This is a genomic window from Nonomuraea sp. NPDC048882, from assembly GCF_040649755.1.
Lineage (GTDB): Bacteria > Actinomycetota > Actinomycetes > Streptosporangiales > Streptosporangiaceae > Nonomuraea > Nonomuraea maheshkhaliensis.
In genome coordinates this window covers 413,908-426,615 of sequence record NZ_JBEZGB010000005.1, presented here as the reverse complement: position 1 = coordinate 426,615, position 12,708 = coordinate 413,908, and the positions used below count along the sequence as shown (strand labels likewise).

Below are 12,708 nucleotides of genomic sequence, written 5' to 3'. Positions count from 1 at the left end.
AAGTGTCGGTCGCTTCTGGTACACAGGCGGCATGGGTGTGAGCGTCGATGAGTTCCTGGAGTTGCTGAAAGAGCTGCCCGAGGTCAAGCAGGGCCACGGCGGCGAGTGGGTCGCGTTCAAGGTGCACGGCAAGGGGTTCGGCTACCTGTGGGAGGCCACCGAGACCGTCGGGCTCAAGGCGACGATCGAGGAGCAGATCGCGCTCGTCAGTGAGCGGCCCGAGGTGTTCGAGGTGCAGTTCACGGCGGGGCGGTTCGGCTGGGTGGTGGTGCATCTCGATCGGATCGACGCCGACGAGCTGTTCGAGCTCATGGCCGAGGCCTGGTGCCTGACCGCGCCCACGCCGCTCGTCGAGGAGTTCGAGGCGACCCACCCGATCGGGCAGAAGGTGCAAGCGCCGTAATCTCGGACAACGTGACTTCTGTGAACGTACGGCCGCGTCCCTGGTTCGACGGTGACGCGCCGGTCCGGCTACGACCCTGGTCCGAGGCGGACGCGCCCGTCGTGCTGCGTGCCTTCCGGGCCCCCGATCTGCGGCCGCAGGCGCCGCTGCCCGTGCTCACCCTCCAGGACGCCGCGGGCTGGATCGCCGCCTGGTCCGGTGTCGGCCACGCCTTCGCGGTGACGGTGGGGGAGCAGGTCGTCGGCAACGTCGCGGTGGACCGGATCGACGGCAACGACAACGGCTGGGTGTCCTACTGGGTGGTGCCCGAGGCCAGGGGGAAAGGGGTCGCGGCGGCGGCCACCGAGTTACTGGCCCGGTGGGCGTTCGAGGAGCGCGGGCTGTATCGGCTGGAGCTGGGCCACCGGACGAACAATCCGGCCTCCTGCCGGGTGGCCACCAAGGCGGGCTTCCTGCCCGAGGGGATCGAGCGGAGCAAGATCTGTTACGACGGCATCCGTTACGACGTCGAACGGCACGCCCGCCTCGTCACGGATTGATCGACAACCGGGACGTGCGGGGAGGGCGTGGCCTGGTCAGGGTGGGTGGGGCTGAACTACCCTTTGCGAAATGGACAGCGCGAGTCTGGCCGCGGCCGGGCTGCTGGCGGCACTGGGGCGGGCGTCGGAGATTCTCGCGGACTTACGCCACCCCTTCGCCAGGAGTGAGCGCTTCACCCTTTTCCTCCCGCCGGCCGGCGTCCGCGTCGGCACCGTCTTCACCCTGCCCGACGGCCGCGAGGTGCGCTTCGAGGTGTCCATCGTGACCGCCGGCGACGTCTTCCACGTGGACGGCGGCATCGACGCGGAGGGTGAGCCGCTGTTGGAGCTGCCGCGCAAGAGTGTGGAGACGATCCAGGACGGGCTGGCGGTGTTCGACGACTACGCGGGGGAGGTGACGGCTCCGGCGGCGCGGGTGATCGACGGACTGCTCGAAGAATTGTCGGACAACTAGACGAACGGTGTCTGGTTGTCTGACAATGGGTACATGAGGAATGGACCGCTCGCCGTCGTCGGCGCCTCCGTGCTCTGGGGCACGGCGGGCACGGCCGGCCTGCTCGTCAGCGCCGACTCCGTGGCCCTGGCCGCCGCGCGGCTGGTGATCGGCGGCGTGGCGCTCGCCCTGCTGGCCGGGGCCGGGCTGCGCCGCACGCTCAGCCCTGGGCTGCTGCTCGGCGCGGTGGCGGTGGCCGCCTACCAGCTCTGCTTCTTCGCCGCCGTGAGCCGTACCGGGGTCGCGATCGGGACCGTCGTCGCGATCGGCAGCGGGCCGGTGTTCACCGGGCTGCTGTCGTGGCTGCTGCACGGCCGCCGCCCGAGCGGGCGCTGGACCGCGGCCACCACCGCCGCCGTCTGCGGCTGCGCGGCACTGATCATCGGCGGCGACATCCAGGCGGGAACGCAGGTGGTGTCGGGGATTCTGTTCGCGTTGTTGGGTGGGCTGCTCTACGCGTTCTACGCGGTCACGGCGGCGCGGGCGATCGGCCAGGGCGGTGAGTCCAACGCGGTGATGGGGGTCATGTTCGGCGGAGCCGCGCTGATCATGCTGCCGGTGCTGGTGATCAGCGGCACCGGCTGGATCGCCTCGCCCGGCGCCCTGGCCGCCGTGCTCTACCTCGGGCTCGGGACCACCGCCCTGTCCTACTTCCTGTACGGCCGCGGCCTGCGCACCACCCCCGTGGCCACGGCCGCCACGCTGGCCCTGGCCGAGCCGGCCGTCGCCGCGCTGCTCGGCCTGGTGGTGCTGGGTGAGCGGCTGACTCTGGTGTCGATCGCCGGGCTTGTCCTGCTGGGTCTTAGTTTGGTGGCTGTGGCCGTACCGGAACGTACACCGGAAATGCAGCTAGAGTCGCAGCCGTGACCTTGCCCCTCAGACCCGTCTCCACCGTGGGAGCGCTCGCCGACGCCCTGCGCGGCAGGGTGTTGTCCGGCGAGATCGCGCCCGGCACCGCGCTGCCCGAGCAGGAGATCGCCGCGGCCTACCGCGTGGCCAGACCGACCGTCCGCGAGGCCCTGGCGGTCCTGGTCAATGAGGGGGTGCTGCGGCGCGAGCGCAACCGCAGCGCTCATGTCCCCGAGGTGACGCTTTCGGACCTCGAAGATCTCATGTACGTGCGCCGCCCCCTGGAGGACCTGATGGCGCAGGCCCTGGCCGGCCGGACGGTGGCGGGGGCGCAGGCCGCGCTCGACCGGATGGCCGCGCTGCCCGCCGACGCGCCCTGGTCGGAGATGGTGGGCGAGCACATGGCGCTGCACCAGGCGCTCATCGAGGCGGTCGGCAGCCCGCGGCTGGAGCGGCTCTACGGCGCGCTGGCCGTCGAGACCAGGCTCGGGCTGGTCCGGCTGCGTGCCGTCTACAAGGACAGGGACGTGCTCGTCCGCGAGCACCGCGAGTTGCTGGAGGCCATCGCGAACGGGCCCGAGGAGGCCGCGCGGGCGGCGGTGGCGGCCCATCTCAGCCACTCCTGGGGCGGCGAGGAGCGTCTCCCGGGCCCCGCGTGAGCGCCAATGAGCGCGAACCCTTGCGGTACTGCCCCGTAACTCGCAAGAATCGCGGCCATGCACGGCAATCCGATGCCGGACTCCTACGTGTATGTCACGGAAGAGGGCGTCACTCGTCACTACGCGGACGGTAGCGTCGAAGCCCTCGCCTGGGAGGACGTGGTGGAGGTCCGTGTCGTCACCGAAGCCGGGGAAGACGTCCTCTACATCCTGCTCGACCGCGACGGCGAGGGCTGCGTCGTGCCGCGCTCGGCCACGGACGCCACGTTCCTGGCCCGCCTGCGTTATCTGCCCGATTTCGACCTCGATCGGCTGACGGTGGCGAGCGACTCCGCGCACGACGGGGTCGTGGTCGTCTGGCGCAGCCCGGACCCGCCGTCGGCGCTTCCCGATCTGGAGTACGACTAGCCTCATCCGGAGGACGACGAGCCGTGATCCCGCGTACGCCTAGCCGTTTCGCATAACGGTAACCTCCCGAAATCTCCTGGCAAAACTCGCATTCCACCTGCGTACTGCTGCCACTGATGGATCGTTCCGTCAAGCCCTTCGCCCACCCATCAATCGTCCGATTGTGGACATTTGATGGTATTTCCCGGGTCGGAATCGATCTTTACTCTTTAGTGGGGGCCGCCGCCCTTGTTGTTCGTGGGAGCTGTCAACCCATGAGGCTCAAGGAACGTCCGGTTATCGCGGTGCACAGAGTTGTCAGGATGGTGTTATGAGGGTGGGGACTGGGGAGTCCGCCGTCGTGCTCCTCGAGGCCGTACCGCGCCGCGCGTCGAGCATCTGGACGCGTGCGTACCTACGGCTCCTGTTATCCGGGGACACGATGTGCGCGCTGTTCGCCTGCGTGTGCGTGCTGGGTGTGCGGCTGATCGCCGGCGCCTACATTCCCGCGGCCGAGTTCGTGCTGGGCTTCGGCCTCGTCGTCGCCTGGCCGCTCGCGCTCATGATGGGCGGCGCGTACCGCCAGCGCGCCAACGGCGAGGGAACGGAGGAGTTCAAGGCGGTGTTCAACGGCGGCGTCGGGCTGATGGCCGCCGTCGCGATCATGGCCTACGCCACGCAGACGGTGATCGCGCGAAGCTTCGTGATGGCCATGTTGCCGCTCGCGCTGCTGGCCACGCTCTACTACCGCTATCGCATGCGCAAACGGCTCCACCGAAGGAGAGCGGTGGGCGAATACATGCGCCAGGTGATCGCGGTCGGGCACCGGGAGTCGATCCTCGACCTGGTGATGCAGTTCAGGCGCCAGCCTTATCACGGAATGCGGGTGGTGGGAGCCTGCCTTCCTGAGAACGCGATGGACGTGGACCTGGACGGCATTCCGGTGCTGGGGTCGTTCGGCGACGTGGCGAGCGTGGTGGAGCGGGAACGGGCCGACGCGGTGGCCGTGCTGGCCTGCCCCGAGCTCGACGGGGCCGCGCTGCGCCGGCTGGCCTGGAGCCTGGAGACGGCGCGCACGGATCTGTTCGTGGCCCCGGCCCTGCTCGACGTGGCCGGGCCGCGCATCAGCATCAGGCCGGTCGCGGGGATGCCGCTGCTGCACGTGGAGCATCCCGAGTTCAACGGCATGCGGCAGTTCGTGAAGGCCGTGTTCGACCGGCTGGTCGCGGGGATCGCGCTGCTGGTCCTGGCGCTGCCGCTGCTGGTGCTGGCGCTGGTGATCCGGCTGACCAGCCCTGGGGGAGCCCTGTTCTACCAGGTACGGGTCGGCAAAGACGGCAAAGAGTTCCGTGTCGTGAAATTTCGTACGATGGTGGTGGATGCCGAAAGGCTCAAAGGCGGCCTCCTCGACGACAACGAGTTCGACGGCGTGCTGTTCAAAATTCGGAACGATCCAAGGATCACTCGGGTAGGCGCATTCCTGCGGAAATACTCCCTCGACGAGCTGCCCCAGCTGCTCAACGTCCTGCGCGGCGAGATGTCCCTCGTCGGCCCCCGCCCCCCGCTGCCCGAAGAGGTGGGCAAATACGGCGCCGACGTCCGCCGCCGCCTCGTCGTCAAGCCGGGCATGACCGGGTTGTGGCAGGTCAGCGGACGCTCCGACCTGACCTGGGAGGAGTCCGTCCGCCTCGATCTGCGTTACGTGGAGAACTGGTCGCTCATCCTCGACCTGCAGATCCTCTGGAAGACCTGGTCCGTCGTCACCCGTGGAGAAGGGGCGTACTAGCGGTGAAAGCACTCGTGCTCGCCGGGGGGTCGGGCACACGGCTACGACCCATCACGCACACCTCGGCCAAGCAACTGGTCCCGGTCGCCAACAAACCGGTCCTGTTCTACGGCCTTGAGGCCATCGCCGCGGCCGGGATCACGGAGCTGGGCCTGGTGGTGGGCGACACCCACGCCGAGATCGAGGCGGCGGTGGGCGACGGCTCGGCGTTCGGGCTGCAGGCCACCTACCTGCGCCAGCAGGCGCCGCTCGGGCTGGCCCACGCCGTGCTGATCGCCCGCGACTACCTGGGCGACGAGGACTTCGTCATGTACCTGGGCGACAACTTCATCGTGGGCGGCATCAACGACTTGGTGGAGCGGTTCGCCAGGGAACGGCCGGCGGCTCAGATCATGCTCACCAAGGTCGCCGACCCGCGGCAGTTCGGGGTCGCCGAGCTGGACGCGGAGGGGCGCGTGGCCGGTCTGGAGGAGAAGCCCGCCCGGCCCAAGAGCGATCTGGCGCTGGTCGGCGTCTACCTGTTCGGCCCGGCCGTCCACAAGGCGGTGGCCGAACTCAAGCCGTCGTGGCGGGGCGAGCTGGAGATCACCGACGCGATCCAGTGGCTGATCGAGGCCGGGCTGCGCGTCGAGTCCTCGATCATCTCCGGCTACTGGAAGGACACCGGCAACGTCGCCGACATGCTGGAGGTCAACCGGCTGGTGCTCGAATCGGTCGAGCCCCTGGTCCAGGGCCGGGTGGACGCGGTCAGCGAGCTCATCGGCCGGGTCGCGATCGAGCCGGGCGCCGTGGTCGAGCGCTCCCGCGTCGTGGGCCCGGCCATCGTCGGCGCCGGCGCCAGGATCCAGGACAGCTACGTCGGCCCGTACACCTCGATCGGGGCCTCCTGCGCCATCACCGGCAGCGAGATCGAGTACTCGATCGTGCTGCCCAGAGCCTCCATCGCCGGGGTCGGCCGGATCGAGTCGTCGCTGATCGGACACGACGTCGAGATCACGTCGGCTCCCAACACGCCCAAAGCCCACCGTCTCGTACTGGGCGATCACAGCCAGGTACAGATCAGTTCTTGACATCCGCCCCTCCTGAAGGAGGGGGATTCCCACGGTCGCCCATGGGCCTTCCTGCTTCACCGCCGGTCGCCCGCCCGAGAGGGGTCTCGTTGAGGTCTTACACCGGCTCCACAGGCGTTTCAGCTCTCCGCCAGCCCGGCGGCGAGCACGTTCCTGGCCGCGTTGACGTCCCGGTCGTGGACCGTGCCGCAGGCGCACTGCCACATCCGGACGTTCAGCGGCATCTTCTCTCGCACGGCGCCGCAGGCCGAGCACAGCCTGGAGGAGGGGAACCAGCGGTTCACCGTCACCAGCGTGCGCCCGTACCAGCGCGCTTTGTACTCCAGCATCGACCGCAACTGTCGCCAGGCCGCGTCCGAGATGGCGCGGGCCAGCGAGTGATTGCGAACCATGGTGCGGACGGTCAGGTCTTCCACGGCGATCGCTTGGTTCTCGCGAACAAGCCGTGTGGTGACCTTGTGCAGGTGGTCTGTCCTGCGGTCGGCGATGCGGGCGTACACCTTGGCCACCTTGAGCCGGGCCTTGGCCCGGTTGGCGCTGCCTTTCTCCTTGCGGGCCAGCGCCCGCTGGGCTTTGGCCAGCTTGCGCCGGTCGCGGCGCTCGTGCCGGGGGTTGACGATCTTCTCGCCGGTGGACAGGGTGGCCAGCACCGTGATGCCCGCGTCCACGCCCATCGCCCGCTCTGCCGGAGCGAGCGGGGCGATCGTCTCCTCCACCAGGATCGACACGAACCAGCGCCCCGCAGAGTCCTTCGACACCGTCACCGTGGACGGCTGTGCGCCTTCCGGCAGCGGACGCGACCACACGATCTCCAAAGGCGCGTCCATCTTCGCCAGCGTCAACTCACCGTCGCGCCAGCGGAACGCCGAGCGGGTGTACTCCGCCGACGCCCGCGACTTCTTGCGGGACTTGAACGTCGGGTACTTGGCGCGTTTGGCGAAGAAGTTCGCAAACCCCGCCTGCAGATGCCGCAACGCCTGCTGAAGAGGGACCGACGACACCTCGCACAGAAAGGCGAACTCGCCACTGCGCTTCCACTCGGTGAGCATCGCCGACGACTCGGCGTAGGAGACCCGCCTGCCTTCCTGAGTGTAGGCGCGGGTGCGCTCTTCGAGGGCTTTGTTGTAGACGAGGCGGACGCAGCCGAACGTCCGGGCCAGCTTCGAGGCTTGCTCGGGGGTCGGGTAGAAGCGGTATCTGTAAGCCCGCTTCACGATCTGCGCCACGTCGCCCATCGTATCGAACGATCAAGGGGAATTCGCGTGCTTGTTCGATATGGCGGTTCGGCTGGCGGCGAATCGCCTGTTCCTGCCCTGCTCCGCAGCGGTCCGGTTCCTCCTCCGCCTGAAGGCGGGGGTTTCCTCGGAGGTTTCTGATGACAAGAATTCTGGTGACGGGTGGTGCGGGATTCATCGGCTCCCACTTCGTCCGGAGCCTCCGCGACACGACCCCCGCCGACGCGAACGTGGACGTCACCGTTCTGGACAAGCTGACGTACGCGGGCAACCGGGCCAACCTCGACGGGGTCGAGCACACGTTCGTGCACGGTGACATCTGCGACGCCGAGCTGCTCGCCCGCGTCGTCCCCGGGCACGACCTGGTGGTCAACTTCGCCGCGGAGTCCCATGTGGACCGCTCGATCGAGGGCGCCGCGCCGTTCATGCGCACCAACGCGCTCGGCACCCAGACCCTGCTCCAAGCCTGTCTGGAGGCGGAGGTGCCGAAGGTGGTGCAGGTGTCGACGGACGAGGTGTACGGGTCGATCGACATCGGCTCGTGGGACGAGGCCGCGCCGGTGCGGCCGCGCTCGCCGTACGCGGCCTCGAAGGCGGGCGGCGACCTGATCGCGCGCGCCTACGCGGTCACGTACGGGATGAACGTCTCGATCACCCGCTGCGGCAACAACTACGGGCCCAGGCAGTACCCCGAGAAGGTCATCCCGCTGTTCATCACGAACCTGCTCCGGGGCAGGAAGGTGCCGCTGTACGGGGACGGCGGCAACGTACGGGACTGGATCCAGGTCCGCGACCACTGCGCGGGCATCCGCCTGGTCGCAGAGCGGGGCGAACCCGGCGAGGTCTACCACATCGCCGGCACGGCGGAGCTGACCAACAAGGAGCTCACGACGCGCCTGCTCGAAGCCTGCGGTCGGGACTGGGACATGGTCGAGTACGTCGCCGACCGCAAGGGCCACGACCGCCGCTACTCCCTGGACGACAGCAAGCTGCGCGCCCTCGGCTACCGGCCGCAGGTCCCGTTCGAGCAGGGGTTGAAGGACACCGTCCGCTGGTACGCGGAGCACCGCGACTGGTGGGCGCGATGATCGCTCTTTTATGCCTGGAGGCGGCATGAGGTGGCTCATCACGGGGGCGGGCGGCATGCTCGCGAGCGACGTCCTCGACCGGACCGCGCTGACCGGCGATCCGGTGCTCGCGCTCGGCCGGGACGAGCTGGACGTCCGCGACCGGCGGGCGGTGCGCGACTTCGTCTGCGCCTACCGGCCGAGGGTCGTGCTCAACTGCGCCGGCTGGACAGCGGTGGACGACGCCGAGGCGAACGAGGCCGACGCGCTGGCGGTCAACGGGACCGCCGTGCGCTGGCTGGCCGAGGCGTGCGACCTCGTGGGGGCGAGGCTCGTCCAGGTGTCCACCGACTACGTCTTCGACGGTGCCGCCGCGCTGCCGTACCGGGAGGACGCGCGGACCGGGCCGGTGAACGCGTACGGCAGGAGCAAGCTGGCGGGCGAGGAGGCGGCGCTGGAGCACGGGCACTACGTGGTGCGCACGGAGTGGCTGTACGGCGCGCGCGGTGTCAGCTTCGTCCGCACGATGATCCGCCTGGCCGGGGAGCGGCCGAGTGTGGACGTGGTGGACGACCAGCGCGGGCAGCCGACGTGGAGCGCCGACCTGGCCGACTATCTCGTCCGGCTGGCGCAGTCGGATCTGCCGCCCGGCGTCTACCACGGTACGAGCTCGGGGGAGACGACCTGGTGCGGGTTCGCCAAGGAGATCTTCGCGCTGCTCGGTGAGGATCCGGGACGGGTGCGCCCGGTGCCGTCGTCGGCGCTGTCGCGGGCGGCGGTGCGGCCGGCGAACAGCGTGCTGGCCCACACCCGGTGGCAGCCGATCAGGCACTGGCGCGAGGCCCTGCACGCGGCCTGGCCGGTGCTGGCGACGAGCCGTCAGCGGAGCGTGGCGTGAGACGCGACAAGAGCCACGAGCCCCGTGCGAATCACGAGCCCCGTGCGAACCGCGAGCCGTCAGCGCAGGGTCGCGTAGAACTCGGCGCAGGCGCGGTGGTCGGGCAGCAGCCCGCCGGCCAGCGCCTCCTCCAGGGTGGGCGCCTTGGCGTCCTTCTCCGACAGCACCGGCTCGACATCGGCCGGCCAGCCGATCGACAGGGCCGGATCGAGCGGATGGACCCCGTGCTCGCGAGCCGGCGCGTACGGCTCGGAGCACAGGTACGCGACCGTGGCGCTCGGGCTGAGCACCATGAACGCGTGTCCCAGGCCCTCGCCGATGAGGACCGCGGTGCGCGACTCGTCGTCGAGCGTCACGGCCTCCCACCGGCCGAACGTGGGCGAGCCCACACGCAGGTCCACGACGACGTCCATGACGCTGCCGGACAGGCACATCACGTATTTGGCCTGACCAGGGGGCACGTCGGCGAAGTGCACGCCGCGCAGCACGCCGTGGGCGGAGACCGAGCAGTTGACCTGGGCCAGGTCGAACCGCCGCGGCAGGTCGGCGGCGCGGAAGGCCTCGAAGAACGCGCCGCGGGGGTCGGTGTGGACGCGCGGCGTGTGGCGCCAGGCGCCATCGATGCCGAGGGGATCCATGGTCCGACAGTAACGAGAGCACCGGCCCCGGCGAAATATCAATCTCTTGGAGCGTGCGAATGATGACTTGCCGGTTATGCGGCTCGGCGGAGCTCGCCAGTGTGGTGGACCTCGGGGCGACACCTCCCTGCGAGCGCATCCTCACCGCCGAGCAGCTCGAAGAGCCAGAGCCGACCTATCCGCTGCACCTGCGCGTGTGCACGTCGTGCTGGCTAACGCAGATCCCGCCGCTGATCACCCCCGAGGACACCTTCACCGACTACGCCTACTTCTCCTCCTACTCCGCCTCCTGGGTCGAGCACGCCCGCGCCTTCGTGGCCGAGCTGGACCTGCGGCCGGACGCGTTCGTGGTCGAGGTGGCCAGCAACGACGGCTACCTGCTGCGGCACGTGGTGGACCGGGGCGTGCGCTGTCTCGGCATCGAGCCGTCGGTGAACGTGGGCCAGGCGGCCAGGGAGCGCGGCGTGCCGACGGTGACGGCGTTCCTGACCCCGGAGAGCGCCAGTGCCGTCGTACGGGAGCACGGCACCGCCGACCACGTGGTGGCCAACAACGTCTACGCGCACATCCCCGACGTGATCGGCTTCACGAAGGGCCTGCGCACGCTGGTCGCCGACGACGGCGTGGTCTCGATCGAGGTGCAGCACCTGCTCACGCTGATGCGGCTGAACCAGTACGACACGATCTACCACGAGCACTTCCAGTACTACACGGTCGCCTCCGCCCGGCGCGCACTGGCGAGTGGCGGGCTGACGCTGGTGGACGTGGAGCTGCTGACCACGCACGGCGGCTCGATCCGGCTGTGGGCCCGGCCCTCGGGCACGCCCTCGCAGCGGGTGGCCGACGTGCTGGCGATGGAGAAGGCGGCGGGGCTGCACGACCTCTCGGGCTACATCGACTTCACCGAGCGGGTGGCCAAGGTCCGGCGCGACCTGCTGACGTTCCTGGTCAACGCCGCCGAGGAGGGCAGCACGGTGGTCGGGTACGGGGCGCCGGGCAAGGGCAACACGCTGCTCAACCACTGCGGGGTCCGGCCCGATCTGCTGGCGTACACGGTGGATCGCAATCCGTACAAGCACGGCAAGTTCACCCCCGGGGCGCGCATCCCGATCTTCCCGCCCGAGCGCATCGCGGCCGATCGGCCCGACTACGTCCTCGTCCTGCCGTGGAACCTGCGGGACGAGCTGATCGAGCAGCTGTCCTACATCCGTGACTGGGGCGGCCGGCTGGTCTTCCCCATCCCCACACTGGAGGTCGTGTGAAGGTCGTCCTCTTCTGCGGCGGGTACGGCACGCGCATGCGTACGGGCGGCTCCGGCGACGTGCCGAAGCCCATGCAGCTCGTCGGCCCGAGGCCGCTGATCTGGCATGTCATGCGCTATTACGCGCACTTCGGTCACAAGGAGTTCGTGCTCTGCCTCGGCTACGGCGCCGAGCAGATCAAGAACTTCTTCCTGCGGTACGAGGAGACCGCCTCCAACGACTTCGTCCTGCGCCGCGGCGACGTCGAGCTGCTGGGCAACGACATCTCCGACTGGACGATCTCCTTCATCCACACGGGGATCGAGTCGTCGATCGGGGAGCGGCTGCGCCGGGTGCGCGAGCACCTGGAGGGCGAGGAGATGTTCCTGGCCAACTACGCCGACGTGCTCACGGACGCGCCGCTGCCGGAGATCATCGGCAGGTTCGCCGCGTCGGGGGCGGGCGGCACGCTCATGGCGGTGCCGCCGCCGGGCACCTTCCACTGCGTGGAGGTGGGGGAGAACGGGATGGTCGGGCAGATCACCGCGGTCACCGAAATGCCCTTATGGGTAAACGGCGGATATTTCGTCTTACGTCAGGAAATCTTCGACCACATCCCCGAGAACGGCGACCTGCTCGTGGACGGCTGCAAGGAGCTGGCCAAGCGCGGCCGCCTGATGGCCTACCCCTACCGTGGCTACTGGCGGCCCACCGACACCGTCAACCAGCGCATGGAGCTGGACCGGGCCTACATCCGCGGCGAGCGGCCCTGGGCACTGTGGGAGCGGGCGTGAACCGGCTCTTCCCGTCCGGCCTGCGCCGGATCGCCCTGCTGGCCGCCCACTGCGACGATCTCGCCATCGGCGCGGGCGGCACGCTCCTCGTCATGTGCACCGCGCACCCGGGCATCAAGGTCGACGCGCTGATCCTGTCGGGGGGCGGGACCGTACGCGAGGAGGAGGAACGCAACGCGCTGGCCGCCTTCTGCCCAGGCGCCGACCTGCGTGTCGAGGTGGGCAAGCTGCCCGACGGACGGCTGCCCGCCCACTGGGACGACGCCAAGGCCGCGGTCGAGGGGATGCGGCTGCGTACCGAGCCGGACCTGATCCTGGCCCCCCACGCGGGCGACGCGCACCAGGACCATCGCGGGCTGGCCCAGCTCGTGCCCACCGCCTTCCGCGACCACCTCACGCTCGGGTACGAGATCCTCAAATGGGACGGCGACCTCGGCCGGCCCAACGCCTACCAGCCGCTCGACCTGGCCCTGGCCGAGCGCAAGGTCAACCTGCTGTGGGAGCACTACCCCTCGCAGCGGCACCGCCCCTGGTTCGACAGGGAGGCCTTCCTCGGACTGGCCAGAATCCGCGGCATCGAGTGTCACGCACGCCATGCGGAGGCGTTCTACCTGCACAAACTCGCCCTAGATCTAGCTGGAGGCTGATC

General features: G+C 69.4%; 14 protein-coding genes and 1 pseudogene. 13 read left to right on the top strand and 2 right to left on the bottom strand.

Annotated elements, in window-relative coordinates; all coding sequences use genetic code 11:
- Nucleotides 1-31 precede the first annotated feature (31 nt).
- From AB0C27_RS20770 to AB0C27_RS20735, 8 genes are all read left to right on the top strand, one after another.
- Complete coding sequence (locus tag AB0C27_RS20770) at nt 32-403, top strand: MmcQ/YjbR family DNA-binding protein (protein ID WP_357846238.1); 372 nt, start codon at nt 32-34, stop codon at nt 401-403.
- Nucleotides 404-414: 11 nt separating this feature from the next.
- Complete coding sequence (locus AB0C27_RS20765) at nt 415-942, top strand: GNAT family N-acetyltransferase (protein ID WP_357846236.1); 528 nt, start codon at nt 415-417, stop codon at nt 940-942.
- Between the two features lie 70 nt (nt 943-1,012).
- Nucleotides 1,013-1,396 carry a hypothetical protein gene (locus tag AB0C27_RS20760; protein WP_357846234.1) on the top strand — a complete coding sequence of 128 codons (384 nt, stop codon included), beginning with the start codon at nt 1,013-1,015 and terminating at the stop codon, nt 1,394-1,396.
- A 33-nt stretch (nt 1,397-1,429) separates the two neighbouring features.
- Entirely contained in the window at nt 1,430-2,302 is an 873-nt protein-coding gene (locus AB0C27_RS20755; RefSeq protein WP_357846232.1) for an EamA family transporter, read from the top strand.
- On the top strand, nt 2,299-2,943 hold the full coding sequence (locus AB0C27_RS20750; RefSeq protein WP_357846229.1) for a GntR family transcriptional regulator: 645 nt from the start codon (nt 2,299-2,301) through the stop codon (nt 2,941-2,943). Before AB0C27_RS20755 ends, AB0C27_RS20750 begins: the two co-directional genes overlap by 4 nt.
- Before the next feature lie 57 nt (nt 2,944-3,000).
- On the top strand, nt 3,001-3,351 hold the full coding sequence (locus AB0C27_RS20745; protein ID WP_106246263.1) for a hypothetical protein: 351 nt from the start codon (nt 3,001-3,003) through the stop codon (nt 3,349-3,351).
- Between the two features lie 310 nt (nt 3,352-3,661).
- Nucleotides 3,662-5,116, top strand: coding sequence for a sugar transferase (locus tag AB0C27_RS20740; RefSeq protein ID WP_357846227.1), 1,455 nt, complete (start codon nt 3,662-3,664; stop codon nt 5,114-5,116).
- Between the two features lie 2 nt (nt 5,117-5,118).
- Entirely contained in the window at nt 5,119-6,186 is a 1,068-nt protein-coding gene (locus tag AB0C27_RS20735; protein ID WP_357846225.1) for a glucose-1-phosphate thymidylyltransferase, read from the top strand.
- Nucleotides 6,187-6,201: 15 nt separating this feature from the next.
- On the opposite strand, the pseudogene AB0C27_RS20730 reads toward AB0C27_RS20735, so the two are convergent.
- A pseudogene (locus AB0C27_RS20730) lies at nt 6,202-7,412 on the bottom strand (RNA-guided endonuclease TnpB family protein); the annotation flags it as partial.
- A 149-nt stretch (nt 7,413-7,561) separates the two neighbouring features.
- Between AB0C27_RS20730 and rfbB the strand changes: the two are divergent.
- Together rfbB and rfbD are read left to right on the top strand one after the other, a co-directional pair.
- On the top strand, nt 7,562-8,509 hold the full coding sequence (gene rfbB, locus AB0C27_RS20725; protein WP_357846223.1) for a dTDP-glucose 4,6-dehydratase: 948 nt from the start codon (nt 7,562-7,564) through the stop codon (nt 8,507-8,509).
- Between the two features lie 25 nt (nt 8,510-8,534).
- A complete protein-coding gene (gene rfbD / locus AB0C27_RS20720) occupies nt 8,535-9,386 on the top strand; it encodes a dTDP-4-dehydrorhamnose reductase (RefSeq protein ID WP_357846221.1) in 852 nt (283 codons plus the stop codon).
- Nucleotides 9,387-9,445: 59 nt separating this feature from the next.
- On the opposite strand, the gene rfbC is transcribed toward rfbD, so the two are convergent.
- The gene (gene rfbC / locus AB0C27_RS20715) at nt 9,446-10,024 is read right to left on the bottom strand and encodes a dTDP-4-dehydrorhamnose 3,5-epimerase (RefSeq protein ID WP_357846219.1); all 579 of its coding nucleotides are present in this window, start codon (nt 10,022-10,024) and stop codon (nt 9,446-9,448) included.
- A gap of 62 nt (nt 10,025-10,086) precedes the next feature.
- Here rfbC and AB0C27_RS20710 point away from each other — a divergent pair, with 62 nt between their 5' ends.
- Genes AB0C27_RS20710 through AB0C27_RS20700 form a run of 3 tightly spaced genes read left to right on the top strand, consistent with a single transcriptional unit; the run spans nt 10,087 to nt 12,706 of the window.
- Complete coding sequence (locus AB0C27_RS20710) at nt 10,087-11,286, top strand: class I SAM-dependent methyltransferase (protein ID WP_357846217.1); 1,200 nt, start codon at nt 10,087-10,089, stop codon at nt 11,284-11,286.
- Nucleotides 11,283-12,059: a sugar phosphate nucleotidyltransferase gene (locus tag AB0C27_RS20705; protein WP_357846215.1), complete on the top strand. Its 777-nt coding sequence runs from the start codon at nt 11,283-11,285 to the stop codon at nt 12,057-12,059. The genes AB0C27_RS20710 and AB0C27_RS20705 overlap by 4 nt, the downstream gene beginning before the upstream one ends.
- The gene (locus tag AB0C27_RS20700; protein ID WP_346101020.1) at nt 12,056-12,706 is read left to right on the top strand and encodes a PIG-L family deacetylase; all 651 of its coding nucleotides are present in this window, start codon (nt 12,056-12,058) and stop codon (nt 12,704-12,706) included. Before AB0C27_RS20705 ends, AB0C27_RS20700 begins: the two co-directional genes overlap by 4 nt.
- Nucleotides 12,707-12,708 lie beyond the last annotated feature (2 nt).

What these genes read in the sequence shown, in the direction of transcription:
- AB0C27_RS20770 (WP_357846238.1), top strand. Translation starts at nt 32, where the DNA reads ATGGGTGTGAGCGTCGATGAGTTCCTGGAGTTGCTGAAAGAGCTGCCC.
- rfbB (WP_357846223.1), top strand. Translation starts at nt 7,562, where the DNA reads ATGACAAGAATTCTGGTGACGGGTGGTGCGGGATTCATCGGCTCCCAC.
- AB0C27_RS20740 (WP_357846227.1), top strand. Translation starts at nt 3,662, where the DNA reads ATGAGGGTGGGGACTGGGGAGTCCGCCGTCGTGCTCCTCGAGGCCGTA.
- rfbD (WP_357846221.1), top strand. Translation starts at nt 8,535, where the DNA reads ATGAGGTGGCTCATCACGGGGGCGGGCGGCATGCTCGCGAGCGACGTC.
- AB0C27_RS20710 (WP_357846217.1), top strand. Translation starts at nt 10,087, where the DNA reads ATGACTTGCCGGTTATGCGGCTCGGCGGAGCTCGCCAGTGTGGTGGAC.
- AB0C27_RS20755 (WP_357846232.1), top strand. Translation starts at nt 1,430, where the DNA reads ATGAGGAATGGACCGCTCGCCGTCGTCGGCGCCTCCGTGCTCTGGGGC.
- AB0C27_RS20760 (WP_357846234.1), top strand. Translation starts at nt 1,013, where the DNA reads ATGGACAGCGCGAGTCTGGCCGCGGCCGGGCTGCTGGCGGCACTGGGG.
- AB0C27_RS20745 (WP_106246263.1), top strand. Translation starts at nt 3,001, where the DNA reads ATGCACGGCAATCCGATGCCGGACTCCTACGTGTATGTCACGGAAGAG.
- rfbC (WP_357846219.1), bottom strand. Translation starts at nt 10,024, where the DNA reads ATGGATCCCCTCGGCATCGATGGCGCCTGGCGCCACACGCCGCGCGTC.